Consider the following 26,343-nt stretch of genomic DNA (forward strand, 5'->3'; position numbering starts at 1 on the left):
CGCGCGCTGCGCGGTTTCTTTGGTACAGGCGGGCCGGCGACTTTGCGGCTGGACCTGCACCCCAAAAGCAAACCGCCGCACGTTGCCGCGCGGCGGTTTCATCGAATGATTCGTTCCATTATGCCGTGTTTACCCACCCGAAATGGTGGGATAACCCGGCGGCACTGTCGGACAGTGCCGCTCGCTGCGCGCCATCAAAAAACAGGCGCAGCGGCAATGGAAGGATCTCAGGCAGCCTGCAGTTGGGCGTGCAATTCCTGGACCGAGTGCACGTCCATGTTGCCCATGGACTTCATGCCTTCGACGGCAGCTTCTGCACCGAAGATGGTCGTGAAGGTGGTCACACGCGCCAGCAGGGCGCTGGTACGGATGGCACGCGAGTCGGCGATGGCATTGCGGCGCTCCTCCACCGTGTTGATGACCATCGCGATCTCGCCGTTCTTGATCATGTCCACGATGTGGGGGCGGCCTTCGGTCACCTTGTTGACGAGCTGCACCTCGATGCCGGCCTCGGAGATGGCCGCTGCCGTGCCGCGCGTGGCGCACAGCACGAAGCCCATCGCAGCCAGTTCCTTGGCCACGGCCACGGCACGCGGCTTGTCGGCGTTCTTCACGGTCAGGAAGACCTTGCCCTGGGTCGGCAGCGTAACGCCGGCGCCCAGTTGGCTCTTGACGAAGGCTTCGCCAAAGGTCTTGCCCACGCCCATGACTTCGCCGGTGGACTTCATCTCGGGGCCGAGGATGGTGTCCACGCCAGGGAACTTCACGAACGGGAAGACGGCTTCCTTGACGCTGAAGTACGGCGGCGTGACTTCCTTGGTGATGCCCTGCTGGGCCAGCGTGTCGCCGGCCATGCAGCGCGCAGCCACCTTGGCCAGCTGGATGCCGGTGGCCTTGGAGACGAAGGGCACGGTGCGCGAGGCGCGCGGGTTGACTTCCAGCACGTAGATCACGTCGCCGTCGGCCGTTTCCTTGATGGCGAACTGCACGTTCATCAGGCCGACCACGCTCAGCGCGTTGGCCATGGCGGCAGTCTGGCGCTTGATCTCGGCCACGGTCTCGGGCTTGAGGTAGTAAGGCGGCAGCGAGCAGGCGGAATCGCCCGAATGCACGCCAGCCTGCTCGATGTGCTCCATCACGCCGCCGATGAAGACGGCGCCTTCGCGGTCGCGCACGCAGTCCACATCGCACTCGATGGCGTTGGACAGGAAGTGGTCCAGCAGCACGGGCGAGTCGTTGCTGACCTTGACGGCTTCGCGCATGTAGCGCTCCAGGTCGCGCTGCTCGTGCACGATTTCCATGGCACGGCCACCCAGCACATAGCTGGGACGCACGACCAGGGGGTAGCCCAGGCCGGCCGCCTTTTCCAGCGCTTCGGGCTCGGTACGGGCCGTGGCATTGGGCGGCTGGCGCAGGCCCAGCTCATGCAGCAGCTTCTGGAAGCGCTCACGGTCTTCGGCCGCGTCGATCATGTCGGGCGTGGTGCCGATGATGGGCACGCCTTCCTTTTCAAGACCCAGCGCAAGCTTCAGGGGCGTCTGGCCGCCGTACTGCACGATGACGCCAACAGGCTTCTCGACAGCCACGACTTCGAGCACGTCTTCCAGCGTCAGCGGCTCGAAGTACAGGCGATCCGACGTGTCGTAGTCGGTGGACACGGTCTCGGGGTTGCAGTTGACCATGATGGTTTCATAGCCGTCCTCGCGCATGGCGAGCGCAGCATGCACGCAGCAGTAGTCGAACTCGATGCCCTGGCCGATGCGGTTCGGGCCACCGCCCAGCACCATGATCTTTTTCTTGTTCGTCGGCTCGGCCTCGCACTCCTCGTCATAGGTGGAGTACATGTAGGCCGTGTCGGTGGCGAACTCGGCAGCGCAGGTGTCCACGCGCTTGAACACGGGGCGCACGCCCAGTGCCTTGCGTGCCTCGCGCACGGCCTTTTCATTGCTGTGCAGCAGCTTGGCCAGGCGACGGTCGGAGAAGCCCTTTTGCTTGAGCGTGCGCAGCGTGGTGGCGTCCAGTGCGGCCAGCGCGGCATCGCCCTTTTCCTCGTAGACCTGGTCCAGCTCGAGTTCGATCTTCACGATCTCTTCGATCTGCACGAGGAACCACTTGTCGATCTTGGTGATGTTGTGCACCTCGTCCAGCGTCCAGCCGGCAGCGAAGGCATCGCCCACATACCAGATGCGGTCCGGACCTGGCTCGCCGAGTTCCTTTTCAAGGATTTCGCGGTCCTGGGTCTTTTCGTTCATGCCGTCCACGCCGACTTCCAGGCCGCGCAGCGCCTTCTGGAAGGACTCCTGGAAGGTACGACCAATGGCCATGACCTCGCCCACGGACTTCATCTGCGTGGTCAGGCGGTTGTCGGCAGCGGGGAACTTCTCGAACGCGAAACGCGGGATCTTGGTGACCACGTAGTCGATCGAGGGCTCGAACGAAGCGGGCGTCTTGCCGCCCGTGATGTCGTTCTTGAGTTCGTCCAGCGTGTAGCCCACGGCCAGCTTGGCAGCGACCTTGGCGATGGGGAAGCCCGTGGCCTTGGAGGCCAGCGCCGAGGAACGCGACACGCGCGGGTTCATCTCGATGACGATCATGCGGCCGTCCTTCGGATTCACCGAGAACTGCACGTTGGAGCCGCCCGTGTCCACACCGATCTCGCGCAGCACCGCCAGCGAGGCGTTGCGCATGATCTGGTATTCCTTGTCGGTCAGCGTCTGCGCGGGTGCCACGGTGATCGAGTCGCCGGTGTGCACGCCCATAGGGTCCAGGTTCTCGATGGAGCAGATGATGATGCAGTTGTCCGCCTTGTCGCGGACGACTTCCATCTCGTACTCCTTCCAGCCAAGCAGCGATTCCTCGATCAGCAGCTCATTGGTCGGCGACGCTTCCAGGCCGCGCTTGCAGATGGTCTCGAACTCTTCGGGATTGTAGGCAATGCCGCCGCCCGTGCCGCCCAGCGTGAAGCTGGGGCGGATGACGGTGGGAAAGCCCATTTCCTTTTGCACGGCCCAGGCTTCGTCCATCGAATGGGCGATGCCCGAGCGCGCCGAACCCAGGCCGATGCGCGTCATCGCATCCTTGAACTTGAGGCGGTCCTCGGCCTTGTCGATGGCCTCGGGAGTTGCGCCGATCAGCTCGACCTTGTACTTGTGCAGCACGCCGTTGCGCCACAGATCCAGCGCGCAGTTCAGCGCGGTCTGGCCGCCCATGGTCGGCAGGATGGCGTCGGGACGCTCCTTGGCGATGATCTTCTCGACCGTCTGCCAGGTGATGGGCTCGATGTAGGTGACGTCGGCCGTGGCCGGGTCGGTCATGATCGTGGCCGGGTTGCTGTTGATCAGGATGACCTTGTAGCCCTCTTCGCGCAATGCCTTGCAGGCCTGCACGCCGGAGTAGTCAAACTCGCAGGCCTGGCCGATGACGATGGGACCGGCGCCAATGATCAGAATGCTTTTGAGGTCGGTGCGCTTAGGCATTTTTGTGTTTCTCCATCAGCGCCGTGAAGCGGTCAAACAGGTAGGCGATATCGTGCGGGCCGGGCGAAGCCTCGGGGTGGCCCTGGAAGCAGAACGCAGGCTTGTCCTTGTGCTCAAGGCCTTGCAGCGTGCCGTCGAACAGGCTGATGTGCGTGGCGCGCAGCGTGTCGGGCAGGGACTCCATCTCCACGGCAAAACCGTGGTTCTGGCTGGTGATGCTGACCCGGCCGTTGTCCAGGTCCTTGACGGGGTGGTTGGCGCCGTGGTGGCTGTTGGCCATCTTGAAGGTCTTGGCACCAGCGGCCAGGGCCATGATCTGGTGACCCAGGCAGATGCCGAAGACGGGCTTGCCGGACTCCACCAGCTCCTTGGTGGCGGCAATGGCGTAGTCGCAGGGCTCCGGGTCGCCAGGGCCGTTGGACAGGAAAACGCCGTCAGGGTTGAGTGCCAGCACATCCTTGGCAGGCGTCTTGGCCGGCACCACGGTCAGCTTGCAGCCGCGCTCGGCCAGCATGCGCAGGATGTTGAACTTCACGCCGAAGTCATAGGCCACCACATGGAAACGCGGGGCCTGCTGCTGGCCGTAGCCTTCGCCCAGCTTCCACTCGGTTTCCGTCCATTCGTACTGCTGGGCTGCGCTCACCACCTGGGCCAGATCCAGGCCCTTCATGCTGGGGGCCGCCTTGGCCGCAGCCAGTGCCTCGTCGATGCGCGCCTGGGTCACTTCTTCGCCAGCGGCCAAACCGACGATGGCGCCGTTTTGTGCGCCCTTGTCACGCAGCAGCCGTGTGAGCTTGCGCGTGTCGATGTTGGCAATCGCCACCGTGCCGCTGCGCGTGAGGTAGTCGGGCAGCGTCTCGGACTTGCGGAAGTTGCTGGCCAGCAGCGGAAGGTTCTTGATGATCAGGCCCGCCGCATGGACCTTGCCAGCCTCGACATCCTCTGCGTTGACGCCGTAGTTGCCGATGTGCGGATACGTGAGCGTCACGATCTGCTGGCAGTAGCTGGGGTCGGTGAGGATTTCCTGGTAGCCGGTGATTGCCGTGTTGAAAACGACTTCACCAACCGTGGTGCCTTGCGCACCGATCGAGTTGCCAACAAAGACCGTGCCGTCTGCGAGCGCCAGGATGGCGGATGGGAATGCTCCCTTGAGAGACAAAAGCACTGGGTTCTCCGGTTCTAATTACGGTTACGCCCAGCGTGCCGCACGGACGGATCCGGGCGGGTTATAGCTTGTCTGCAGGGGGTGGCGAGGAAGCGTCGCTAGGCGTAGTGTGGAATGCTTGAAAGCCGCCCATTATAGGCTGGTCGTGCTTCAGCCTCCTGACAGGAGGCGGGATTACCCTTGACGTGAGCCGGCACTCACGCTGCTTGCGTGCAGGCATATCGCCGCTGCAGCAGCCACGTTCAGCGACTCCTCACCGCCCGGCTGGCCGATGCGCACATGCTGCGCTGCCCGCTGCATCAGCGCCTCGCCAACGCCCTGGCCTTCATGGCCCATAGCCCACGCACAAGGCCAGGGCAGCGCGGCATTTTGGATCAGTTCGCCCTGGTGGGAACTGGTCACGATCAGGGGCAAGCCAAGCGCATCCAGGTCTTCGGGCGAGGCCGACTCGACCAGTTGCAGACCGAAATGCGCCCCCATGCCGGCGCGCAGCACCTTCTGGCTCCACAGCGCAGCCGTGCCCTTCAGGGCCACGACCTGGCGGAAACCGAAGGCAGCGGCACTGCGCAGGATGGAGCCCACGTTGCCTGCGTCCTGCACGCGATCCAACACCACCGTGGCCACGCCGGCACGGATGACCGCCGATGCCTGCCAGTCCATCAGAAAACCGATGCGCGCCGGGGACTCCAGGCCGCTGACTTCGGCAAACAGGGCATCTGCCAGCACCACGCACTTGCCCGCACCCTGCACCCATTCCAGCGGCACCAGCGGCCAGAAGGATTCAGCCACCACGGCCACGGAGGGCTGCATGCCACGCGCCAGCGCGGCACGGCACAGATGGTCCCCCTCCAGCCAGACGCGCCCTTGCTTGCGGTAGGCCCCACTGTCCTGGACAAGCCTGCGCAAATCCTTGACCAGGACGTTGTCACGGGACTGGATCAATGTGGCGGCGGGTTGTCGGCTCATGGTGAGGCTTTCGGGCAAAGGGAACAGCGCGCCACGGGCGCAGAAAGAAACGGCAAGGCGCTCAGGCCGACAGCAGCAAGGCTTGCGCGCCCTGCGCCGCAGCTGCCACGCGGGCAGCGGCCAGGGGCTCGGCCATGCGGGCAATGCTCACGACGTGGGCCACCGGTGCGAAGGTTCGCCGGTGCTCCTCGCAGGCACCGTGCAGGCGCAGCGCCGCAAGGTGGGCCGCCGTTCCGTAGCCCTTGTGGCCGTCGAAACCGTACTCCGGATATTGCTCATGCAGCCGTTCGCACCAGCGGTCGCGCGTGACCTTGGCCAGAATGGAGGCGGCCGAGATGGCCTGCACCAGGGAGTCACCCTTGACGATGGCCTCGGCCTGCACGTCCAGCACGGGCAGCTGGTTGCCATCCACCAGCACGAGCACCGGCTTCAGGCGCAGGCCCAGCACCGCGCGGCGCATGGCCAGCAGCGTGGCCTGCAGGATGTTCAGGCGATCAATCTCTTCGACCGAGGCCTCGGCAATGCTGCAGCACAGCGCCTTGGCACGGATCTCGTCATAGAGCGCCTCGCGGCGCGCAGCCGTGAGCTTCTTGGAATCGTTCAGGCCCTCGATGGGATTGAGATCGTCAAGAATGACAGCAGCGGCCACGACAGGGCCGGCCAACGGGCCGCGGCCCGCTTCGTCCACGCCCGCAACCAACCCCGGCGGATGCCAGGGCAGGCACGCCTGTTCAGGCGGCAGTGGGGGCAATGATTTTCTCGATCGCATGGGCGGCCAGTTCGGCAGTATCGCGCCGCAATTCATGGTGCAGCGCTGTGAAGCGCTGTACCAGCGCCTCGACGGTTGAAGGGGAATGTTCGCACGCCTGCAGCCATTGCAGCACAGCCGCGCTCAGCGCCTGGGGCGTTGCCGCATCCTGGATCAGCTCGGGCACGACGAAATCGCCGCACAGGATGTTGGGCAGGCCCACCCAGGGCTGCAACTGCTTGCCACGCATCAGGCGCCAGCTCCAGGGGTGCATGTTGTAGCCGATCACCATGGGACGCTTGTACAACGCGGCTTCCAGCGTGGCCGTGCCGCTGGCGATCAACGTCACGTCACAGGCTGCCAATGCATCATGGGACTGGCCGCGCACGATGTGCAGCGACGAGGCCATGCCGGACTCCTGGGCAATGCGCCGCAACTCGTCCAGTTGCGAAGGCACGGCAGGCACTACTATTTTAATAGCTGGCAGCGCCTTCCGGACCAAAGCTGCAGCCTGAAAGAAACGGGCTGCAAGATAGCGGATTTCGGAGCGTCGGCTGCCGGGCAGCACGGCCAGCACCAGACCATCTTCCGGCAGACCCAGCCGACGGCGCGCGGCGGCACGGTCGGGCTGCAGCGGAATCACGCTGGCCAGGGGATGACCCACGTAGGTGGCGTCTATGCCGTGACGGGCCAGCAACTCGGGCTCGAAGGGAAAGATGCACAGCACATGGTCGGCCGCACGCCGGATTTTCTCGACGCGATCGGCACGCCAGGCCCAGATCGAGGGGCAGACGAAATGCACGGTCTTGATGCCCGCAGCCCGCAGATCGGTCTCCAGGCCCAAATTGAAGTCGGGCGCATCGATGCCGACAAAAACGGCTGGCGGCTGCTTGAGCAGGCGCTGGCGCAACTGCCGGCGGATGTTCAGAATCTCGGCCAGTCGGCGAAACACTTCCCAGCTGTAGCCATGCACGGCCAGCCGCTCGCAGGACCACCATGCCTCAAAACCGCGCTGCTGCATTTGGGGCCCGCCGATGCCAAAGGCCGAAGCCTCGGGCCAGCGGGCCTGCAGCCCACCCAGGAGCAAGGACGCCAGCAGGTCGCCTGAGGTTTCCCCGGCGACCATGGCAATCGATGGACTCAGGCGCGCCAATGGCGCCGCGTTCTCTGTCATGCCGTCCTTTCGCGCGCCGGATCAGCGCGCAATGCCCCGGGTCGAAGCGGCCAGAAAATCCAGCATCAGCGATACATCGGCAGCGGCCTCGGGCTGCTCGCCAGCCAGCGATCCAATGGCGTCGCGCGCGGCCTCCAGGGTCAGCCCCTGGCGATACAGCAGACGGTGCATCTGCTTGATGGCCTGGATACGCTGCGACCCGAATCCGCGCCGGCGCAGGCCTTCGATATTGAAGCCACGCACGGCCAGGGGATTGCCATCCACCATCATGAAAGGCGGCACATCCTGCGAGATATGGCTGGCAAAGCCCGCCATGGCATGGGCGCCCACCTTGGTGAACTGGTGCACGCCCGTCAGGCCGCCCAGGATCACATGGTCGCCCACATGCACGTGGCCGGCCAGGGTGGCGTTGTTGGCCAGGATGGTGTGGCTGCCCACGACGCAGTCGTGGGCCACATGCACATAGGCCATGATCCAGTTGTCATGGCCTATGACCGTGACACCCTGGTCCTGCACGGTGCCCGCATTGAAGGTGCAGAACTCGCGCACCGTGTTGCGGTCACCGATGACAAGCCGCGTGGGCTCGCCTGCGTACTTCTTGTCCTGGGGCTGAGCGCCCAGGGACGCGAACTGGAAAATCCGGTTGTCGCAACCAATGCGGGTATGGCCTTCGACAACGCAATGCGCGCCAATCGTGGTGCCGGCGCCGATTTCCACATGCGGCCCGATGACGGCATAGGGGCCGACCGACACCGATGAATCCAGCTGTGCAGCGGAATCTATCAGTGCCGTGGGATGGATGCGTTCAATGCCAGCCATGCGCCCGTCAGCCCACGTTGCGCATGGTGCACATCAGCTCGGCTTCGCAGGCCACTTCGTCCTCGACGCGGGCCACGCCCTTGAACTTCCAGATGCCGCCGCGAACGCGGTCGATGGTGATCTCCAGCACCAGCTGGTCGCCCGGCTCCACGGGGCGCTTGAAGCGCGCACCGTCGATGCCCACGAAATAGTAGATGTTGTTTTCGTCGGGAACCTGGCCCATGGCATCGAAGGCCAGCAGGCCGGCAGCCTGCGCCAGCGCCTCCAGGATGAGCACGCCCGGCATGACGGGACGGCCTGGGAAATGGCCCATGAAATAGGGCTCGTTGAACGTGACGTTCTTGATCGCCTTGATGCGTGTATTGCGCTCAAGCTCCGTGACCTTGTCCACCAGCAGGAAGGGGTAGCGGTGGGGCAGTTGCTTGAGAATTGCGTGAATATCCATCATTGCGTTCCGTTATGGCCTTGATCCGCCGATTGCTGCAGTTGCCGCTCCAGGGCCTTGATGCGATCGCGCATGGAGTGCAGCTGCTTCAGCGTCGCAGCATTTTTTTCCCATTTGGCGTTTTCATCCACGGGAAACATGCCCGTGTAAACACCTGATTGTGTCAGCGAACGGGTCACTACCGTCGCTGCCGAAATATGCACCCTGTCGGCCAGCTGCAGATGGCCCAGCACGATGGCGCCGCCTCCCACGGTGCAATGCGCGCCAATGCGCGCGCTGCCGGCCACCCCCACGCAACCGGCCATGGCCGTATGCTTGCCGACGTGCACGTTGTGACCGATCTGGATCAGGTTGTCGAGCTTGACCCCGTCCTCGATCACCGTGTCGTCCAGCGCTCCGCGGTCTATGCAAGTGTTGGCGCCGATTTCCACATCGTCGCCGATCCGCACGCCACCGAGCTGCTCGATCTTCACCCATGCTCCGTTCTCGGGCGCAAACCCGAAGCCGTCCGCTCCCAGCACCACGCCGGAATGCAGCAGACAGCGCGCGCCCACATGGCAGTTCTCGCCAATGGTGACGCGCGACTTGAGCACGGTGTGGGCACCGATGGTGGCACCCTCTTCAACCACGCAGAGCGGGCCGATCGTGGCAGAGGCATCAACGATGGCACTCTCGTGCACCACCGCGCTTGGATGGATACCGGCCGGCGCCACAGACCTGCAGTTCCGCTTCCACCACTGCGTGGCCCTGGCGAAGTAGGCATACGGGTCAGGGACCACGATGCAGGCACCCCGCTGCTGCGCCAGCTCACGCATGGCGGGCGCCACAATAACGCAGGCCGCCTCGGAGGCGGCCAGTTGCTGGCGGTAGCGGGGGTTGCTCAGAAAACTGAGATCCCCGGCCCCGGCGGAATCCAGCGGCGCGATGCGGGAGATGGGCATCTCCCTTTCGCCACCGACCAGTTCGCCACCGAGTGCATCGAGGATCTGACCCAACAATACGCTCACGGCATGCAGCCCTGGACGCTGGCTTACTTGCCGCCGCCGTTCAGCGCCTTGATCACTTTGTCAGTGATGTCGTACTTGGGGTTGATGTAGACGGCTTCCTGGAGGATGACGTCGTACTTCTCGGATTCGGCCACTTGCTTGACCACCTTGTTGGCGCGCTCCAGCACCTGGGCCAGTTCCTCGTTCTTGCGGGAGTTCAGGTCCTCCTGGAACTCACGGCGCTTGCGCTGGAACTCGCGGTCCTGGTCCACCAGCTGACGCTGACGGGAGACGCGCTGGCTTTCGGCCATGGTGGGCGCTTCACGCTCGAACTTCTCCGAAGCGCTCTTGAGCGTATTGCCCTGGTCGACCAGTTCCTTCTCACGCTTGGAGAATTCCTGCTCCAGCTTGGACTGCGCAGCCTTGGCCGTCGACGCTTCACGGAAGATGCGGTCCGTGTTCACAAAGCCGGCCTTGAACTCTTGAGCGTGCGCAGAAACAGCCATGGCGCCAAGCAGCACAGCCAGGGAAAAATGGCTAGATAGAGATTTCATTAGAAAGAGGTTCCGATTTGGAATTGCAGTCGCTGGATTTTATCCCCGGTCTGCTTGCGGATGGGTTGAGCAAAGGCGAGACGCAAGGGGCCCAGCGGGGAAATCCAGCTGATGCCCAGGCCCGTGGAAGCCCGCAGCTCCCCGAGATCGAAGTTCTCGTTGGCCCCGTAGACATTGCCCACATCGAGGAATGTAAAAAGACGCAAAGTCCTGTCATTGCCGGCACCGGGGAAGGGAATCATGAACTCTGCGTTCAAGGTCACCTTCTTGGAGCCGCCAAGCGCCAGGTTTTCCTTTGTGTCGCGCGGACCCAGCGAGCCCTGCTCGAAGCCACGCACCGAGCCCAGGCCACCCGAGAAGAAGTTCTTGAACAGCGGGAACGGACGGCCATTGAGGCCCTTGCCGTAGCCCAGTTCACCGTTCAGTGCCAGCGTGTACTTCTTGCTCAGAGGGATGTACTGCTGGATCTGGTAGTTGGCTCGCACATAGCGGGCCTCGCCACCCACCGACCACTCGGTGTTCAGGCGCTGGTAGAGACCCGAGTTGGGCGCCAGCGCGCTGTCACGGCTGTCGCGTGACCAGCCCAGGGTCAGCGGTATGCCCGTGTTGGAGTAGCCGTACTTGTCGGCATAGTCCTTGTACGCCTGGGGCAGGTAGGTGCCGGGCTTGATTTCGGAGCGCTCCACGCCGCCACCGAAATACACCGTGTCGATCTCGCTGAAGGGCACGCCAAAGCGCACGCTGCCGCCCGAGGTGACGATCTTGTAGGCCGCATCGTCGTAGTAGGGACGGTCGGTGCGGTAGTACAGATCGTAAGTGCGCGAAATGCCGGTGTCGGTGAAGTACGGATCCGTGGTGGACAGCACCATGGTGCGGCGGTACTTGCTGGTGTTCACGTCCACGCCCAGGTAGTTGCCCGAGCCGAACACGTTTTCCTGCTTGATGCCGAACGACAGCGAAACCTTTTCAGCGCTGGAAAAACCAGCGCCCAGCTGCAGCGAGCCGGTGGGCTTTTCAGCCACCGAGATGACCAGATCCACCTGGTCGGGCGAACCCGCCACTTCCTGGGTCTCGACATTGACCTCGGTGAAGAAGCCCAGACGGTCCACACGGTCGCGCGACAGGCGGATCTTGTCGCCGTCATACCAGGAAGCTTCGTACTGGCGGAATTCGCGGCGGATCACTTCGTCGCGCGTGCGGTTGTTGCCACTGAGATTGATGCGTCGCACATAGGCGCGGCGAGAAGGCTCGGCGTGCAGCACCAGGGCCACCCGGTTGGTTGCACGGTCGATGTCCGGCACGGCCTCGACGCGTGCAAAGGCAAAGCCGAAGTTGCCGAAGTGCTCGGTGAAGGCCTTGGTCGTCGCCGTGACCTGGTCGGCGTTGTAGGGCTCGCCGGGCTTGATCTTGACCAGGGACTTGAACTCGTCGTCGCGGTCGAGGTAGTTGCCCTCCAGCTTGACGCCGGAGACCACGAAACGCTCGCCTTCATGGATGTTCAGGGTCAGCGAGATGGTCTGCTTGTCGGGCGAGATGGCCACCTGTGTGGAGTCCACGCGGAACTCCAGGTAGCCACGCTGCAGGTAGTACGAGCGCAGCGTTTCCAGGTCGGCGTTGAGCTTGTTGCGCGCATAGCGGTCCGACTTGGTGTACCAGCTCATCCAGTTGCCGGTGTCCTGGTCGAACAGGTCCTTGAGCGTGGATTCGCTGAAGGCCTTGTTGCCGACGATGTGGATCTCGTTGATGCGGGCCGGATCGCCCTCGGTCACCGTGAAGGTCAGGTTGACGCGGTTGCGCTCGATGGGCGTGACCGTGGTGACGACTTCCGCGCCATAAAGGCTGCGGTTGATGTACTGGCGCTTGAGCTCCTGCTCGGCACGGTCGGCCAGGGCCTTGTCGAAGGGACGACCTTCTGCCAGGCCCACATCGCGCATGGCCTTTTGCAGGGTTTCCTTGTCGAACTCCTTGGTGCCGGCGAAGTTCACCTCAGCGATGGTCGGGCGTTCTTCGACGACGACAACGAGCACGTTGCCATTGGCTTCGAGGCGGATGTCCTTGAACAATCCCAGCGCGAACAGCGAGCGGATCGCAGCTGCGCCCTTGTCATCGTCATACTGGTCGCCCACGCGCAGCGGGATGGATGCGAAGACCGTACCCGGCTCCACGCGCTGCAGGCCTTCGATGCGGATGTCCTGTACCCGGAAGGGCTCCAGCGCCCAGGCTGCATTGGCAGCCAAAACCATGGCAGCCAGGGTCGATGCAGCGCGCACGCCCAGGCGATTGATACGTTTAGTCATGAATGGATTTGCCGCCGCTGCGGCTTGCCGAAAACGGCTGAAAAGTTAGCCCCAAAGCCGGTTGATATCGTTGAAAAAGGCGACGGACATCATCATCATCAAAACCGCCACGCCTGCACGCTGCAAGCGCCCGGCCCAGACTTCCGACACGCTTCGGCCAGTCACGCCCTCCCAAAGATAATACATCAGGTGCCCGCCATCGAGCACCGGCAGGGGGAGCAAGTTGAGAACCCCCAGGCTGATGCTTATCAGCGCCAGGAACGAGAGGTATTGAACCAGGCCCATGCTGGCCGAGCGCCCCGCATAGTCGGCAATGGTCAAGGGGCCGCTGATGTTCTTGAGCGATGCCTCGCCTATCACCATGCGGCCCATCATGCGCAGCGTCAGCGACGACAGCTCCCAGGTGCGCTGCACGCCAGCCCACAGGCCTTCCAGCGGACCGCGCTGCACCAGAGCCATCTCGGGAGCGCTGCCGATGTAGGCACTGATGCGGGCAATGCTCTCCTTGCCATCTTCCGAGCGGCCCAGATCAGGCAGCACGGGAATATGCAGTTGCCTGCCATCGCGCTCCACCAGCCAGACCTGCTGCTGGACCTGGCCCGATGCACCCATCTTGCGGATGAGATTGCGCAGTTGGGTGCCGTCATCCACCGGGGTGCTGCCCACGCGCAGCACCAGGTCGCCCTGGCGCAGGCCGGCCTTTTCGGCGGCACCACCGGCAATCACCTTGTCCAGCACGGGCTGCGTCCAGGGCCCCAGCAGGCCCAGGCGCTCGAAGAAGGCGGCATCGGGCTCGCCCTGCACCTGCCCGGCCAGCGCCAGCCGCAGTTCGGACGGTGCGGTGCGCCGGCCCTGGAGCACTTCCATGCGCACCGACTCGTCATCGAGCGCGGCGCGCGTCAGTGTCCAGCGCAGATCATTGATGGAGCGGACCTCTTCCCACTCCTGGTCGCCCAAGGCGATGCGCAGCACGCGATCGCCGCCCTGCACGCCCGCCATCTGCAGCACCGTGCCCGCCGGCGGCGTGGCCAATCGCGCCACGGGTTCCTGCATGCCCATCCAATTGACGATGGCCAGCAGCGCAATGGCCAGCACGAGATTGGCCACCGGGCCTGCCGCCACGATGGCCGCACGTGACCGCAGCGGCTGGGTGTTGAATGCCAGATGGCGCTGGTCGGCCGGGACTTCGCCCTCACGCTCGTCGAGCATGCGCACATAGCCGCCAAGCGGCAGTGCACCGATGACGAATTCCGTGTCCGAACCTTTGCGCTTCCAGCGCAGGATGGGGCGACCGAAGCCGACGGAAAACCGAAGCACCTTCACGCCGCAGGCCACAGCGACGCGGTAGTGGCCCCACTCGTGGACGGCAATCAGCACGCCCAGCGCGACCACGAATGCAACTACGGTCAGCAACAATTGATACTCCTTTGAATCCAATGCGCACCTGGATACCGCCGCAGGCCCACCGAGAAACCCGGTCTGGCCCGCGAAGCCGGCATTACAGCTGCCACTGCCGCGCCACGGTGTGCGCGATTTCGCGGGCCTGGGCGTCCAGGGCCAGCAGGTCGTCCAGGCTGCCCAGTGTAGGCGGCAGCAAGGTTTCGAGAGTGCGCAAATTCACAGCGTGGATACGGTCAAATGCCAGGCGTCGCTCCAGGAAGGCGGCAACGGCGACTTCGTTGGAAGCATTGAGAACCGCCGTAGTTCCCTCGCTGGCGAGCAGCGCCTGCCAGGAAAGGTGCAGGCCAGGAAAGCGCACGGCATCCGCCTCTTCAAAGGTCAGTGCCGACAGCTTTGCAAAATCCAGGGGCGCCGCGCCGCTGGCGATGCGTCGGGGCCAGGCCAGGCCGCAGGCGATGGGCACGCGCATGTCGGGCGTGCCCAGTTGTGCCAGCACCGAGGCATCCTTGAACTGAACCATGGAGTGCACGATCTGCTGCGGGTGGATGACGACCTTGATCTTGTCGGGAGCCATGTCGAACAGCCAGCGTGCCTCGATGACCTCCAGCGCCTTGTTCATCATGGTCGCCGAGTCCACGGAGATCTTGCGCCCCATGGAGAAGTTCGGGTGCGCGCAGGCCTGCTCCGGCGTGATCTCGGACAAGGTGGCCGGATCGCGCAGGCGAAAGGGCCCACCCGACGCCGTGAGCAGCAGACTGTCCACGCGATCGGGCCAGCTGGCTCGGTCTTCCGGCAGGCACTGGAAAATGGCCGAATGCTCGCTGTCTATGGGCAGCAGGGTCGCGCCGTGGCGCTTGACCGTGTCCATGAACAGTGCGCCGCCAACGACCAGAGCCTCCTTGTTGGCCAGCAGCAGGCGCTTGCCCGCGCGCGCGGCCGCCAGGCAAGGCGCAAGGCCCGCCGCACCGACGATGGCAGCCATGACGGCATCGACCTCGGGATGCGAGGCGATCTGCTCCAGCGCGTCTGGCGACTGCAGCACTTCGGTCGCCAATCCATTGCTGCGCAGCTGCTCAGCCAGCAGCTTCGCGTGTGGCGCGCTGGCCATGACGGCATAGGCGGGCTTGAATTCGGCGCACTGGCGCAGCATCAGGTCCACTTGCGTGGCCGCGCTGAGTGCAAAGACCTCGTAGTGCTCGCGGTGGCGCGCCACCACGTCCAGCGTATTGGTACCGATGGAGCCTGTGGAGCCCAGGACGGTGATTTTCTGCTTCATGAATGCGCGAAAGAGGAAAGCATCATGGCCAGCGGAAGGGTCGGCAGCAGGGCATCGACGCGGTCAAGCACGCCGCCATGGCCGGGCAGCAGACCACTGCTGTCCTTGACGCCCACGCTGCGCTTGACCAGGGATTCGACCAGGTCGCCGACCACGCTCATCGCGGCCATGAACACAACCGCCAGCAGCAGGAACCAGGCCCCGCGCGCCAACAGCAACGAATAGAAACTGGGCACGGCCACCGCGTAGTGGCGGTCCGCCCAGACCCAGGCCAAGGCCAGCACCAGCACGCCGGCCATGCCGCCCCACACGCCTTCCCAGCTCTTGCCGGGACTGATGGACGGCGCGAGCTTGGACTTGGTGAATTTCAAGCCCAGGGTCCGGCCTGCGAAATATGCAAAGACATCGGCCACCCAGACCAGCACCAGCACCGACAGCAGGAAGTTGATGCCCATCATGCGCGCCTGCACCACGGCCACCCAGGCCAGCCACAGGGCCAGCACTCCGCCAACCAGTCGCACAGGCCCCGCAATGCGCGGCCAGCCGGCCACGCCTGCGCGCAGCAGTGCCGCGCCGCCCAACACCCAGGCGGAGCCAGCGACCACCCAGACCACGGTCAGGGGACGCTCCAGCCAGCCCGCGGCCCAGGTTCCCACGCACATCGCCGTGCAGATGGCACCTATGCCGATGGCACCAGCGGAGCCAAAGCCGTTGAGACGGCCCCATTCCCAGGCACCCGCCGCCATGAGCACGAGCACCACCACGGCGAACGGAACGCCCGTCGGATAGAACAGCGCAGGCAGCAAGATGGCCAGCAGGATCAGGGCGGTGATGACTCGCTGCTTGAGCATGGCTCCCCCTTGTTCAGGTCGTCTGTTGATGGGACGACTTCGATTGTGATTGGTGTACTTGCGCGGAGGTCTGGCCGAAGCGCCGCTCGCGCGAAGTGAAAGCGGCAATGGCCTCGTCCAGGCAGGCCTCGTCGAAATCAGGCCACAGGCTGGCACTGAAGAAGAGCTCTGAATACGCGGCCTGCCACAACAGGAAGTTGCTGATGCGCATCTCCCCGCCAGTGCGGATCAGCAGGTCCGGGTCGGGCACATGGGACAGCGCGAGTGCACGGTCCAGGCTCTGCGCAGTGATGGGCTCGCCCTGCTCTGCCAGCCGGGCTGCGGCCTGGGCAATGTCCCAGCGCCCGCCGTAGTTGAAGCAGACATTGAGCACCAGGCGGTTGTTGTGTGCCGTGACCTGCTCGGCCTGAGCCAGGCCTGCGCACACTTTCTCGCTCAGGCCACTGCGGTCGCCGATGAAGTGCAGGCGCACGCCATCGCGGCTCAGCTGCTGCACTTCCTTGGCAAGGGCATTGGCCAGCAGGCCCATGAGACCGGAAACCTCCTCTTCGGGGCGGTTCCAGTTCTCGGAAGAAAAGGCGAAGACGGTCAGGACCTGCACGCCGCGCTGGACGCAGGCGCGGGCACAGCGGCGCAGCGATTCCACGCCCTGCTTGTGGCCGGCCAGTCGCGGCAGAAAGCGGCGATTGGCCCAGCGTCCATTGCCATCCATGATGACGGCAATATGGCGCGGCACCGCGCCGGAGTCTTGGTTTGTCAAAGGTACGGGCCCTGAGGCAAGCGAGGCAGAACGCCTCAGACCGCCATGATGTCTTGTTCCTTGGCAGCCACCAGCGCGTCGATCTCGGTGATGTGCTTGTCGGTCATCTTCTGGACATCGGCTTCGCAACGCTTTTGATCGTCTTCCGAGGCTTCCTTGTCCTTGACCAGCTTCTTGACGGCTTCGTTGGCGTCGCGGCGCAGGTTGCGCACGGCGATCTTGGAAGCTTCGCCTTCGTTGCGGGCCAGCTTGGTCATTTCCTTGCGGCGTTCCTCGCTCATGGGAGGCATGGGCACGCGGATCAGATCGCCCAGCGAGGCAGGGTTCAGGCCCAGATCGCTTTCGCGAATGGCCTTCTCCACCTTGGCGGACATGCTCTTTTCCCAGGGCTGCACGCTGATGGTGCGCGCATCGAGCAGGTTCACGTTGGCCACCTGGGACAGCGGCACCATGGAGCCGTAGTAATCCACATGGATGGAGTCCAGCAGCGAGGGGTTGGCACGGCCGGTACGCACACGCGCAAGATTGTTCTTGAGCGCTTCGATGGACTGGCCCATCTTGGACTCGGTGGTCTTCTTGATGTCTGCAATCGTCATGTTCTTGTTCCTTGAAGAGCTGTGAAACGCGGGATCAAAACGCTCAAGCGTACACCAGCGTGCCCTCATCCTCGCCCATGACCACGCGCTTGAGCGCGCCGGGCTTGATGATGGAGAACACCCGGATCGGCAGCTTCTGATCGCGGCACAGCGCAAAGGCAGTGGCGTCCATGATGCCCAGGTTGCGCGAAATGGCCTCGTCGAAAGCCAGCTTGTGATAGCGGGTCGCGTTGGGATTCTTCATCGGGTCGTCGGTGTAGACACCATCGACCTTGGTGGCCTTGAGCACCACTTCGGCACCGATCTCCGCGCCGCGCAGTGCCGCGGCCGTATCGGTCGTGAAGAACGGGTTGCCGGTGCCGGCGGCGAACACCACCACCTTGCCCTCTTCGAGATACTGCAGAGCCTTGGGGCGCACATAGGGCTCCACGACCTGCTCGATGGCAATGGCCGACATGACACGGGCGATGAGGCCCTGCTTGTCCATGGCATCGGCCAGGGCCAGGGCATTCATCACGGTGGCCAGCATGCCCATGTAGTCGGCGGTGGCGCGGTCCATTCCGACCGAACCACCAGCCACGCCACGGAAAATATTCCCTCCACCGATCACCACGGCCACCTGGACACCCACGCGGGTGACTTCGGCGATTTCGGAGACCATGCGCTCGATGGTGGCACGGTTGATGCCGAACGAGTCGTCGCCCATGAGCGCCTCACCGGACAGCTTGAGCAGGATGCGCTTGTGGGCCGGTGCGGCGTTGGACATGGTGTTTCTCCGAAAGGTGGATGGTGGTGGATGGTGAAGGGAACGGTTCAGGCGCTCAGACGAATCAGGCGCCGGCCTTGGCAGCGGCCACTTGGGCAGCCACTTCGGCAGCGAAGTCGTCAACCTTCTTTTCGATGCCTTCGCCGACCACGTACAGGGTGAAGCCCTTGACGTTGGTGTTGGCGGCCTTGAGCATCTGGGCCACGGTCTGCTTGCCGTCGGCAGCCTTCACGAAGACCTGGTCGGCCAGCGAAACTTCCTTCAGGTACTTCTGAACCGAGCCTTCGACCATCTTGGCGACGATCTCGGCAGGCTTGCCGGATTCGGCAGCCTTGGCGGCAGCAACGGTGCGTTCCTTTTCGATCAGCTCGGCAGGCACGTCAGCGCTGGTCACGGACACGGGCTTCATGGCGGCCACGTGCATGGCGACGTCCTTGGCAGCGGTTGCATCGCCTTCGAACTCGACGATCACGCCGATGCGCGAACCGTGCAGGTACGAAGCCAGGCTGGTGCCGTCGAAACGCTTGAAGCGGCGGAAGGACATGTTCTCGCCGATCTTGCCGATCAGGCCTTTGCGCACATCTTCCAGGGTGGGGCCGAAACCGTCCTGCTCATAAGCCAGGGCGCTCAGCGCGGCCACGTCAGCGGGGTTTTGCTCGGCGACCAGCTTGGCGGCGGCATTGGCCATCGCGATGAAGCTGTCGTTCTTGGACACGAAGTCGGTTTCGCTGTTGACTTCGATCATGGCACCCTTGTTGCCATCGATGAAGGCGGTGATCACGCCTTCAGCGGTCACGCGCGAGGCAGCCTTGCCAGCCTTGGTGCCCAGCTTGACGCGCAGCAGCTCTTCGGCCTTGACCAGATCGCCCTCGGCTTCGGTCAGGGCCTTCTTGCATTCCATCATGGGCGCGTCAGTCTTTGCGCGCAGTTCAGCCACCATGCTTGCGGTAATTGCAGCCATCGTATTTCTCCAATGTCAGTTCGATTCGTTACAGGATTTCGGCTAAAAAAACGGGGCTACCCTGAGCCCCGCTTCTTATTCAGCGACGAGGTCGCTCAGCCGGACAAGCTCAATCAGGCAGCGGATTCTTCCACTTCCACGAACTCGTCACCGCTCTCGCCGGATGCAGCCTTGACCACGTCGGTCAGTGCAGCAGCGCGGCCTTCCAGGATCGCGTCGGCGATGCCTTGGGCGTACAGTTGCACAGCCTTGGCAGAGTCGTCGTTACCGGGGATGACATAGTCGATGCCTTCGGGGTTGTGGTTGGAGTCAACCACGCCAACCAGGGGGATGCCCAGCTTCTTGGCTTCGGCCACGGCGATCTTGTGGAAGCCCACGTCGATCACGAAGATGGCGTCGGGCAGGCTGTTCATGTCCTGGATGCCGCCGATGTCCTTTTCCAGCTTTTCCAGTTCGCGAACGAACATCAGCTGTTCCTTCTTGCTCATGGCTTCCAGGCCGGCTTCTTGCTGGGCCTTCATTTCCTTCAGACGCTTGATGGACGTCTTGACGGTCTTGAAGTTGGTCAGCATGCCGCCCAGCCAACGCTGGTCAACGAAGGGCACGCCAGCGCGCTGGGCTTCAGCAGCCACCATCTCGCGGGCTTGGCGCTTGGTGCCGACCATCAGGATCGTGCCGCCGTTGGACGCCAGTTGCTTGACGAACTTCTGGGCGTCCTGGAACATCGGCAGCGACTTTTCCAGGTTGATGATGTGGATCTTGTTGCGGTGACCGAAGATGAAGGGGGCCATCTTGGGGTTCCAGAAACGGGTCTGGTGACCGAAGTGGACGCCTGCTTCCAGCATCTCGCGCATAGTGACGGACATATGAATACCTCAAAGGTTAGGTCTAAAATCCAGCCCGACAATTGCCCCCTGAAACACAGGGCGCAACACCTTGAAGGGACTGGTTTGCGATTGACTTTGCGCAGGATCCCCAAGCATGGGCAGGCGTTCTTGACGAACACCCCGCACCCAAAAGCTTTCGCCTGACCCCCGGCAATCGCGGAGAAAATCAGGGGGAACCCCTAGCAAAGCCGCAAGATTCTAGCACACGCCACCCCTCAACCGAGGCTTCGCTCTCAAAGCGCGCTCACCACCCCTCACGGCCGCGGCAGTTGCACAACATGCACACACTCCTGTAGTGATAGCTGCATCCGCTTGATAATCCGGGCACTTCAGCAGATTCCACCCAAAAATGAACATCGCGATTGTGGGCGCCGGCAGCATTGGCGTTGCGACAGCCCACGCACTGGCACAGGCCGGCCACGAGGTCACCGTCTACGAGCGTCACGGCACCGCAGCCGAAGAAGCCAGCTTCGGACATGCCGGCTGGCTGGGCCCCAGCCTGCTCCAGCCCTGGAGCGTCCCCGGCCTTTCAACCGCCGAACGCTCCCCCACCCTCCCTGGCCGGCAGGCCCTGCCGCGACTGGGCTCCGGAAACCTCGCAGCCCAGCTGCGCTGGCTATGGCAATGGCGCCAGGCCGGGCGGCAACTGCGCAAAGGCAACGTGCCCACAGCCGCCATGGCGGCGCTGGAGGCGCTCACGCAGCGCAGCCAGCAGTTCCAGCAATCGCTGTGGAGGCAATGGGAGTTTGACCCGGAATATGTCGCCGGAAGCCTGGTGCTGCTGGGCAGCGAGGCCGAGCACGAACAACTCAAGCCTGCGCTGGACGCACTGGCCGAGGCCGGCACACGCTGCGAGGCACTGGATGCCACCCAGACCCGGCTGCGCGAACCCGCGCTGGGCGAGGAAACCACGCTCGCAGGCGCCCTGTATTTCCCACAGGCAGGCGCAGCCAATGGCCGCCTTGCCACGCTGATGCAACGCCAGGCAGCGCAGTCGGCAGGAGCACGATTCGAGACGCAGCGCCTGGTGCAGAAATTGCAGCCCGGCGGCGCCGGGCGCACCGCACGCCTGCAATTGCTGGGCGAAGACACCCCCCGCTCGCACGACGCCATCGTCGTCTGCGCCGGCGCCGAGGCCTCAAACCTGCTCACGCCGCTGGGCCTGCGCCCACCGATGATCGCCCTGCACGGCTATGGCGTCAGCGCCCCTTTGCGCGAACAAGGTTATGCCCCCCGCCACGCCATCGTGGACTGGAGTGAGCAGATGACCCTGGTCCGCCTGGGCCAGCGCATGCGCATCGTGGCCGGCGCGGAGCTGGGCCGCCGCAGCCCCATGCATGAGTCCACGCTGCAGCGCATGTATCACCGCCTCAACATGGTTTTTCCTGGCAGCGCGGTACTGGCCTCGGGCGTACAGATCTGGCATGGCACGCGCATGTGCACGGCCGATGGGCTGCCGCTGGTGGGCGCCAGCGGACTGCCCGGCATCTGGCTCAACCTGGGACACGGCAGCTGCGGCGCCGCCATCGCGCAAGGGTGCGCAAGCATGCTGAGCGACCTGATGGACAACCGCGCCAGCTTCCTGGACAGCGCACTGCTCGACCCGCGCCGCTTCGGCTGATCGCCACCCGTCCGCCACCCGGCGGCGGACCGCTATGCTCGGTCCATGCTGCGCATTCCCACATCCTCCGCCTTGCCGCTGTTTGATACGGCAGCCACTCGCACCCTGGAACAGCAGGCGGCAGCCAGACTGCCCGCGCACAGCCTCATGCAACGCGCGGGCGCGGGCCTGGCACGCCTGGCACGCGCCATCGCTCCCCATGCACGCTGCATCTGGATAGCCTGTGGCCCCGGCAACAACGGCGGCGATGGTTTGCAGGCAGCCGCCTGGCTGCAACAAAGCCTGAATGCGGCGCCAGAAAAGGCCCGCAGTTGCCGCATTCTGGTCAGCTGCGTGCGCGAACGCGCCCACATGCCCACCGATGCACGCGCCGCCTGGGACGACGCCCACAAAGCCGGCGTGCAATGGACCGAGCACATGCCCGCCGACATGGGGCCACAGGACTTGTGCATTGACGCATTGCTGGGCATCGGCCTGCGCCAGCCAGACGCCGCAAGCCCACGCACCGGCACGAATGAGCGCCTGCTCACTCTGCTGCGAGACCTGCAGTCCAGCACCAGCCCGGTCCTTTGCGCGGACATAGCCTCCGGACTGGATGCCGACACCGGGCAGTACCTGCCTGGATTCGCACCCCCGAATGCCCCGGCCAGCGCACGGCACACGCTGGCGCTGCTGACGCTGCAGCCCGGACTGTTCACAGGAAGTGGCCGCGATGCCTGCGGCCAGATATGGTGGGATGACCTGGACACGGGACTGGCGAAAGGCGGGTCAATCCTCACTCCCCTGCCCTGTGCACAACTGTTTTCACCAGGCACCAGCGCCCCGCGCCCGCATGCCAGCCACAAGGGAAGCTTTGGCGACGTGGCCATCCTTGGCGGAGAGGGGCTGGGACAGCGCGGCCTTTCCATGACCGGTGCTGCCTGGCTGGCTGCCCTGGCCGCGCTGCATGGTGGCGCGGGGCGCGTGATGCTCGCTCTGCTCGATGCCTCGGCCGGGTCAGGCCAGGCCACCGCGCCCTGGCCCGAAATCATGCTGCGCAGCCCTGAAGCGCAGGACTGGCGCAGCACCACCGTGGCGTGCGGATGCGGGGGCGGCGTGGCGGTGCGCGCATGGCTGCCCCAGATATTGGAACAAGCCCCCAGGCTGGTGCTGGACGCAGACGCACTGAATGCCGTTGCCGAAGATGAATCGCTGGCCTCGCTCCTGAAAGAGCGCCGCCAGCGCGACCTGCACACGGTGCTGACGCCCCACCCGCTGGAGGCCGCCCGCCTGCTGAAGACGAACACCGCACAGGTCCAGGCACAGCGGCTGCACGCCGCCAGGCAGCTGGCGCAACGCTTCGACTGCGCCGCGCTGCTCAAAGGCTCCGGCACCGTGATCGCCGGGCCTCAGGGAGAGAGTGATGCACCGCCTTGCTGGATCAATCCCACGGGAAACGCCCGCCTGTCGACCGGAGGAACCGGCGATGTGCTCGCCGGGCTGATTGCTGCACTGTGGGCCCAGGGCCTGGAGCCCACGCAGGCAGCAGCCCTGGCGGCCTGGCGCCATGGATTTGCAGCAGACAATTGGCCTGCGCACATCCCGTTCAGCGCCAGCGCACTGGCCCAGCAGCTCGGAGCATAAAAACCCTCAGGACTTGCGCCGGGGCTTGGATGTGTTGCCCGTCACCTTGGACTTGACGGCACCCAAGGCCTTCTTGCCCAAGGCGCGCAGCGCCTGCACCGGCGACGGTGGAGGCAGCTGCGGCAGGCCGTGGGCAGCATCCGTGGCCGCAGGCTTGCGTGCCTCGGACTTGCGCACCTCGGACGCACGTCCTCTGCGGGGTCGCGCAGCGGAGCCAGCGGATGATGGTTCCGCAACCGCCTCGCCCATATCGCTCTGCCGCGCCGTTGTAGCCGGGCGCGGCTGGGCATTCGCATATTCAGCTTCCAGCGCGGCCAGGTTCACACCCTTGACCATGGCCTTTTTAGACGCCTTGCGCCCCTGCTTGCCGGCCGACGCCGCTGCATCAGACTCAGGCCTTGCACCGCCGGAGCCTCCCGAATTGCGCTGCGCCCGCTTTTCCTTGGCATCGCGGCGGCCCCATTTTTCGCCCTGATGGGTTTCCGTGCGCGCCGGCGCCCTGCCGGGCCGGCCCGAGGCCGGCTGCTCTTCGCCATCGCGCACCAGGCGGAAATCGATGCGCCGGCCATCCAGGTCCACGCGGCTGACCTGCACGCGCAGCCGCGTGCCGATGCCATAGCGAATGCCCGAGCGCTCGCCGCGCAGTTCCTGGCGCGCCTCGTCAAAGCGGAAATAGTCGCCGCCCAGCTCGGTGATGTGGACCAACCCCTCCACATACATGGCGTCGAGCGTGACGAAGATGCCGAAGGTGGTCACCGCAGAGACCATGCCGCCGAACTCCTCGCCCAGATGCTCGCGCATGTACTTGCACTTGAGCCAGGCTTCGACATCGCGACTGGCCTCGTCGGCCCGGCGCTCGTTGGCACTGCAGTGCAGGCCAGCGGCTTCCCAGGCCTGGACCTCGGCGGCGGGCGCGCGCTTGCGCGGCTTCTGGCCGGGTGGGCTGACGCGTGATGCCAGACGCTTGGCCAGCTTGGCCTCGGCTTCTCCGGGGGTGGGCAGCTCGGGCAGGCGATAGTGCGTGCCTTCGAGCTCGGCCTTGATCACGCGGTGCACCAGCAAATCGGGATAGCGGCGGATCGGGCTGGTGAAGTGCGTATAGGCGTCGAATGCCAGGCCGAAGTGGCCCGAATTCTCGGGCGTGTAGAAGGCCTGCATCATCGAGCGCAGCAGCATGGTGTGGATCTGCTGGGAGTCGGGACGGTCCTTGGTGGCGTTGGCAATGGCCTGGAACTCGGACGTGGCCGGGTTCTCGCTCAGCGCCACACCGACCCCCATGGCCTTCAGATAGTTGCGCAGAATGTCCTGCTTTTCCAGCGAGGGCTTGTCGTGCACGCGGAACAGGCCGACGCGACCGCTTTGCTCGATGAAGTCCGCACTGCAGACATTGGCGGCCAGCATGGCCTCCTCGATCAGCTTGTGCGCCTCGTTGCGCGTGCGCGGCACGATCTTCTCGATGCGGCCGTTCTCGTCACAGACGATCTGCGTCTCCGTGGTCTCGAAGTCCACGGCGCCGCGCGCCTCGCGCGACTTGAGCAGTGCCTGGTAGACGCCATGAAGATTGAGCAAGTCACCCACGCGCTCCGAGCGCCGGGCAGCCTCCGGGCCGCGCGTATTGGCCAGGATGGCCGCCACCTCGGTATAGGTGAAGCGCGCATGGCTGTGCATCACCGCCGGATAGAACTGATAGGCATGGATCTCGCCCTTGGCGGTGATCAGCATGTCGCAGACCATGCACAGGCGGTCCACATCGGGGTTGAGCGAGCACAGGCCATTGCTCAGCTTCTCGGGCAGCATGGGGATCACGCGGCGCGGGAAATAGACGCTGGTGGCACGGTCATAGGCATCGATGTCGATGGCGCTGCCCGTGGTCACGTAGTGGCTCACATCGGCAATCGCCACCAGCAGGCGCCAGCCCTTGCTGCGCCCGACCTTGGCGGGCTCGCAGTAGACGGCATCGTCGAAATCGCGTGCGTCCTCGCCATCGATGGTCACCAGGGGCACATCGGTCAGATCGATGCGCTTCTTGCAGTCGGCAGGCCGCACCCTGTCCGGCAGCGCCTTGGCCTGTGCCAGGCAGGCATCGGAAAACACATGCGGGACGCCGTACTTGCGCACCGCAATCTCGATCTCCATGCCGGGATCATCAACTTCACCGAGCACTTCGATGATGCGTCCCACGGGCTGGCCGAACAGCGCAGGCGCCTCGGTCAGTTCCACCACCACCACCTGGCCGATCTTGGCCGATCCTGTGGCATTGGCGGGGATCAGGATGTCCTGGCCGTAGCGCTTGTCCTCGGGCGCCACCAGCCACACACCGCTTTCCTGCAAGAAGCGGCCAATGATGTTGTGCGCAGGGCGCTCGATGATCTCGACCACACGGCCTTCAGGCCGGCCGCGGCGGTCCTGGCGCACGATGCGGACCTTCACGCGGTCCTTGTGCAGCACGGCACGCATTTCATTGGGGGGGAGGAAGATGTCGCCTTCGCCGTCATCGCGGATGACGAAGCCATGTCCGTCGCGGTGCCCCTGCACACTGCCCTCGATTTCGTCGTTCACATCGGCGCTTTTGGCGTGAGGGTTCATTTTCTTGGTATACAATCTAAATCTTTCCTGAGATGCCCAGGTGGCGGAATTGGTAGACGCACTAGTTTCAGGTACTAGCGGGTAACTCCGTGGAGGTTCGAGTCCTCTCCTGGGCACCAAGTTTAACGACAACCTGCAGAGGTTGCGGTGAACTAAGGAACTATCTTCAGCAGAAGGCAGTTCCCTGGCTTCATGACTTGGTAGATGACAGTCTCAAGAAAAAAATCGAAGATCGGGATACTTCTGCAAAAAAATGCAGTAGAATTTCAGCTTCAGTAAGCCCAGGTGGCGGAATTGGTAGACGCACTAGTTTCAGGTACTAGCGGGTAACTCCGTGGAGGTTCGAGTCCTCTCCTGGGCACCAAGTTTAACGACAACCTGCAGA

Annotated in this window: 21 protein-coding genes and 2 tRNA genes; 4 read left to right on the top strand and 19 right to left on the bottom strand. The window is 64.2% G+C overall.

The window, feature by feature from the left end; translation table 11 throughout:
- Positions 1-227: 227 nt before the first annotated feature.
- From carB to rpsB, 18 genes are all read right to left on the bottom strand, one after another.
- On the bottom strand, positions 228-3,476 hold the full coding sequence (gene carB / locus BW39_RS00225) for a carbamoyl-phosphate synthase large subunit (RefSeq protein ID WP_034396158.1): 3,249 nt from the start codon (positions 3,474-3,476) through the stop codon (positions 228-230).
- On the bottom strand, positions 3,469-4,641 hold the full coding sequence (gene carA / locus BW39_RS00230; protein ID WP_016447475.1) for a glutamine-hydrolyzing carbamoyl-phosphate synthase small subunit: 1,173 nt from the start codon (positions 4,639-4,641) through the stop codon (positions 3,469-3,471). Before carA ends, carB begins: the two co-directional genes overlap by 8 nt.
- Before the next feature lie 174 nt (positions 4,642-4,815).
- A complete protein-coding gene (locus BW39_RS00235; RefSeq protein ID WP_043819014.1) occupies positions 4,816-5,607 on the bottom strand; it encodes a TrmH family RNA methyltransferase in 792 nt (263 codons plus the stop codon).
- Between the two features lie 61 nt (positions 5,608-5,668).
- Positions 5,669-6,376: a ribonuclease HII gene (rnhB, locus tag BW39_RS00240; protein WP_012206733.1), complete on the bottom strand. Its 708-nt coding sequence runs from the start codon at positions 6,374-6,376 to the stop codon at positions 5,669-5,671.
- Complete coding sequence (gene lpxB / locus BW39_RS00245; RefSeq protein WP_034396164.1) at positions 6,339-7,529, bottom strand: lipid-A-disaccharide synthase; 1,191 nt, start codon at positions 7,527-7,529, stop codon at positions 6,339-6,341. Before lpxB ends, rnhB begins: the two co-directional genes overlap by 38 nt.
- A gap of 21 nt (positions 7,530-7,550) precedes the next feature.
- Positions 7,551-8,348, bottom strand: a complete 798-nt coding sequence (gene lpxA, locus BW39_RS00250; protein WP_043819016.1) for an acyl-ACP--UDP-N-acetylglucosamine O-acyltransferase — start codon at positions 8,346-8,348, stop codon at positions 7,551-7,553.
- Between the two features lie 7 nt (positions 8,349-8,355).
- Positions 8,356-8,796 (bottom strand): 3-hydroxyacyl-ACP dehydratase FabZ, encoded by a 441-nt coding sequence (fabZ, locus tag BW39_RS00255; RefSeq protein ID WP_012206736.1) that lies wholly within the window; start codon positions 8,794-8,796, stop codon positions 8,356-8,358.
- A complete protein-coding gene (gene lpxD, locus BW39_RS00260) occupies positions 8,793-9,800 on the bottom strand; it encodes a UDP-3-O-(3-hydroxymyristoyl)glucosamine N-acyltransferase (RefSeq protein WP_013801454.1) in 1,008 nt (335 codons plus the stop codon). Before lpxD ends, fabZ begins: the two co-directional genes overlap by 4 nt.
- Positions 9,801-9,823: 23 nt before the next feature.
- Entirely contained in the window at positions 9,824-10,333 is a 510-nt protein-coding gene (locus BW39_RS00265; RefSeq protein ID WP_013801453.1) for an OmpH family outer membrane protein, read from the bottom strand.
- Complete coding sequence (gene bamA, locus BW39_RS00270; RefSeq protein ID WP_013801452.1) at positions 10,333-12,630, bottom strand: outer membrane protein assembly factor BamA; 2,298 nt, start codon at positions 12,628-12,630, stop codon at positions 10,333-10,335. The genes BW39_RS00265 and bamA overlap by 1 nt, the downstream gene beginning before the upstream one ends.
- A 45-nt stretch (positions 12,631-12,675) precedes the next feature.
- The gene (gene rseP / locus BW39_RS00275; RefSeq protein WP_043819018.1) at positions 12,676-14,046 is read right to left on the bottom strand and encodes an RIP metalloprotease RseP; all 1,371 of its coding nucleotides are present in this window, start codon (positions 14,044-14,046) and stop codon (positions 12,676-12,678) included.
- Positions 14,047-14,128: 82 nt separating this feature from the next.
- Positions 14,129-15,307, bottom strand: coding sequence for a 1-deoxy-D-xylulose-5-phosphate reductoisomerase (ispC, locus tag BW39_RS00280; RefSeq protein WP_043819021.1), 1,179 nt, complete (start codon positions 15,305-15,307; stop codon positions 14,129-14,131).
- Positions 15,304-16,158 carry a phosphatidate cytidylyltransferase gene (locus tag BW39_RS00285; RefSeq protein ID WP_043819022.1) on the bottom strand — a complete coding sequence of 285 codons (855 nt, stop codon included), beginning with the start codon at positions 16,156-16,158 and terminating at the stop codon, positions 15,304-15,306. Before BW39_RS00285 ends, ispC begins: the two co-directional genes overlap by 4 nt.
- 13 nt (positions 16,159-16,171) lie before the next feature.
- Positions 16,172-16,918 (bottom strand): polyprenyl diphosphate synthase, encoded by a 747-nt coding sequence (uppS, locus tag BW39_RS00290; RefSeq protein WP_043819024.1) that lies wholly within the window; start codon positions 16,916-16,918, stop codon positions 16,172-16,174.
- Positions 16,919-16,953: 35 nt separating this feature from the next.
- Positions 16,954-17,514: a ribosome recycling factor gene (gene frr, locus BW39_RS00295; RefSeq protein ID WP_012206744.1), complete on the bottom strand. Its 561-nt coding sequence runs from the start codon at positions 17,512-17,514 to the stop codon at positions 16,954-16,956.
- A 43-nt stretch (positions 17,515-17,557) separates the two neighbouring features.
- Complete coding sequence (gene pyrH / locus BW39_RS00300) at positions 17,558-18,280, bottom strand: UMP kinase (protein ID WP_012206745.1); 723 nt, start codon at positions 18,278-18,280, stop codon at positions 17,558-17,560.
- A 64-nt stretch (positions 18,281-18,344) separates the two neighbouring features.
- Entirely contained in the window at positions 18,345-19,241 is an 897-nt protein-coding gene (gene tsf, locus BW39_RS00305; RefSeq protein ID WP_013801447.1) for a translation elongation factor Ts, read from the bottom strand.
- Between the two features lie 113 nt (positions 19,242-19,354).
- Entirely contained in the window at positions 19,355-20,107 is a 753-nt protein-coding gene (gene rpsB / locus BW39_RS00310) for a 30S ribosomal protein S2 (RefSeq protein ID WP_012206747.1), read from the bottom strand.
- 370 nt (positions 20,108-20,477) lie between these two features.
- On the opposite strand from rpsB, the gene BW39_RS00315 reads away from it, so the two are divergent.
- Both BW39_RS00315 and BW39_RS00320 read left to right on the top strand, forming a co-directional pair.
- Positions 20,478-21,749 (top strand): FAD-dependent oxidoreductase, encoded by a 1,272-nt coding sequence (locus BW39_RS00315; RefSeq protein WP_043819026.1) that lies wholly within the window; start codon positions 20,478-20,480, stop codon positions 21,747-21,749.
- A 45-nt stretch (positions 21,750-21,794) separates the two neighbouring features.
- The gene (locus BW39_RS00320) at positions 21,795-23,372 is read left to right on the top strand and encodes an NAD(P)H-hydrate dehydratase (protein ID WP_043819028.1); all 1,578 of its coding nucleotides are present in this window, start codon (positions 21,795-21,797) and stop codon (positions 23,370-23,372) included.
- Positions 23,373-23,378: 6 nt separating this feature from the next.
- Here the strand turns inward: BW39_RS00320 and rnr are convergent, their stop codons facing one another.
- Positions 23,379-25,958: a ribonuclease R gene (gene rnr, locus BW39_RS00325; protein WP_043819030.1), complete on the bottom strand. Its 2,580-nt coding sequence runs from the start codon at positions 25,956-25,958 to the stop codon at positions 23,379-23,381.
- A gap of 34 nt (positions 25,959-25,992) precedes the next feature.
- Here rnr and BW39_RS00330 point away from each other — a divergent pair.
- Positions 25,993-26,077, top strand: a tRNA-Leu gene (locus BW39_RS00330).
- 160 nt (positions 26,078-26,237) lie between these two features.
- A tRNA-Leu gene (locus BW39_RS00335) sits at positions 26,238-26,322 on the top strand.
- Positions 26,323-26,343 lie beyond the last annotated feature (21 nt).

Origin of the sequence: Delftia sp. RIT313 (assembly GCF_000632165.1) — a bacterium.
GTDB lineage: Bacteria > Pseudomonadota > Gammaproteobacteria > Burkholderiales > Burkholderiaceae_C > Comamonas > Comamonas acidovorans.

What these genes read in the sequence shown, in the direction of transcription:
- frr (WP_012206744.1), bottom strand. Translation starts at nt 17,514, where the DNA reads ATGACGATTGCAGACATCAAGAAGACCACCGAGTCCAAGATGGGCCAG.
- BW39_RS00235 (WP_043819014.1), bottom strand. Translation starts at nt 5,607, where the DNA reads ATGAGCCGACAACCCGCCGCCACATTGATCCAGTCCCGTGACAACGTC.
- ispC (WP_043819021.1), bottom strand. Translation starts at nt 15,307, where the DNA reads ATGAAGCAGAAAATCACCGTCCTGGGCTCCACAGGCTCCATCGGTACC.
- BW39_RS00320 (WP_043819028.1), top strand. Translation starts at nt 21,795, where the DNA reads ATGCTGCGCATTCCCACATCCTCCGCCTTGCCGCTGTTTGATACGGCA.
- bamA (WP_013801452.1), bottom strand. Translation starts at nt 12,630, where the DNA reads ATGACTAAACGTATCAATCGCCTGGGCGTGCGCGCTGCATCGACCCTG.
- rnhB (WP_012206733.1), bottom strand. Translation starts at nt 6,376, where the DNA reads ATGCGATCGAGAAAATCATTGCCCCCACTGCCGCCTGAACAGGCGTGC.
- tsf (WP_013801447.1), bottom strand. Translation starts at nt 19,241, where the DNA reads ATGGCTGCAATTACCGCAAGCATGGTGGCTGAACTGCGCGCAAAGACT.
- lpxB (WP_034396164.1), bottom strand. Translation starts at nt 7,529, where the DNA reads ATGACAGAGAACGCGGCGCCATTGGCGCGCCTGAGTCCATCGATTGCC.
- carB (WP_034396158.1), bottom strand. Translation starts at nt 3,476, where the DNA reads ATGCCTAAGCGCACCGACCTCAAAAGCATTCTGATCATTGGCGCCGGT.
- BW39_RS00285 (WP_043819022.1), bottom strand. Translation starts at nt 16,158, where the DNA reads ATGCTCAAGCAGCGAGTCATCACCGCCCTGATCCTGCTGGCCATCTTG.
- BW39_RS00315 (WP_043819026.1), top strand. Translation starts at nt 20,478, where the DNA reads ATGAACATCGCGATTGTGGGCGCCGGCAGCATTGGCGTTGCGACAGCC.
- rpsB (WP_012206747.1), bottom strand. Translation starts at nt 20,107, where the DNA reads ATGTCCGTCACTATGCGCGAGATGCTGGAAGCAGGCGTCCACTTCGGT.
- lpxA (WP_043819016.1), bottom strand. Translation starts at nt 8,348, where the DNA reads ATGGCTGGCATTGAACGCATCCATCCCACGGCACTGATAGATTCCGCT.
- fabZ (WP_012206736.1), bottom strand. Translation starts at nt 8,796, where the DNA reads ATGATGGATATTCACGCAATTCTCAAGCAACTGCCCCACCGCTACCCC.
- BW39_RS00265 (WP_013801453.1), bottom strand. Translation starts at nt 10,333, where the DNA reads ATGAAATCTCTATCTAGCCATTTTTCCCTGGCTGTGCTGCTTGGCGCC.
- rnr (WP_043819030.1), bottom strand. Translation starts at nt 25,958, where the DNA reads ATGAACCCTCACGCCAAAAGCGCCGATGTGAACGACGAAATCGAGGGC.
- pyrH (WP_012206745.1), bottom strand. Translation starts at nt 18,280, where the DNA reads ATGTCCAACGCCGCACCGGCCCACAAGCGCATCCTGCTCAAGCTGTCC.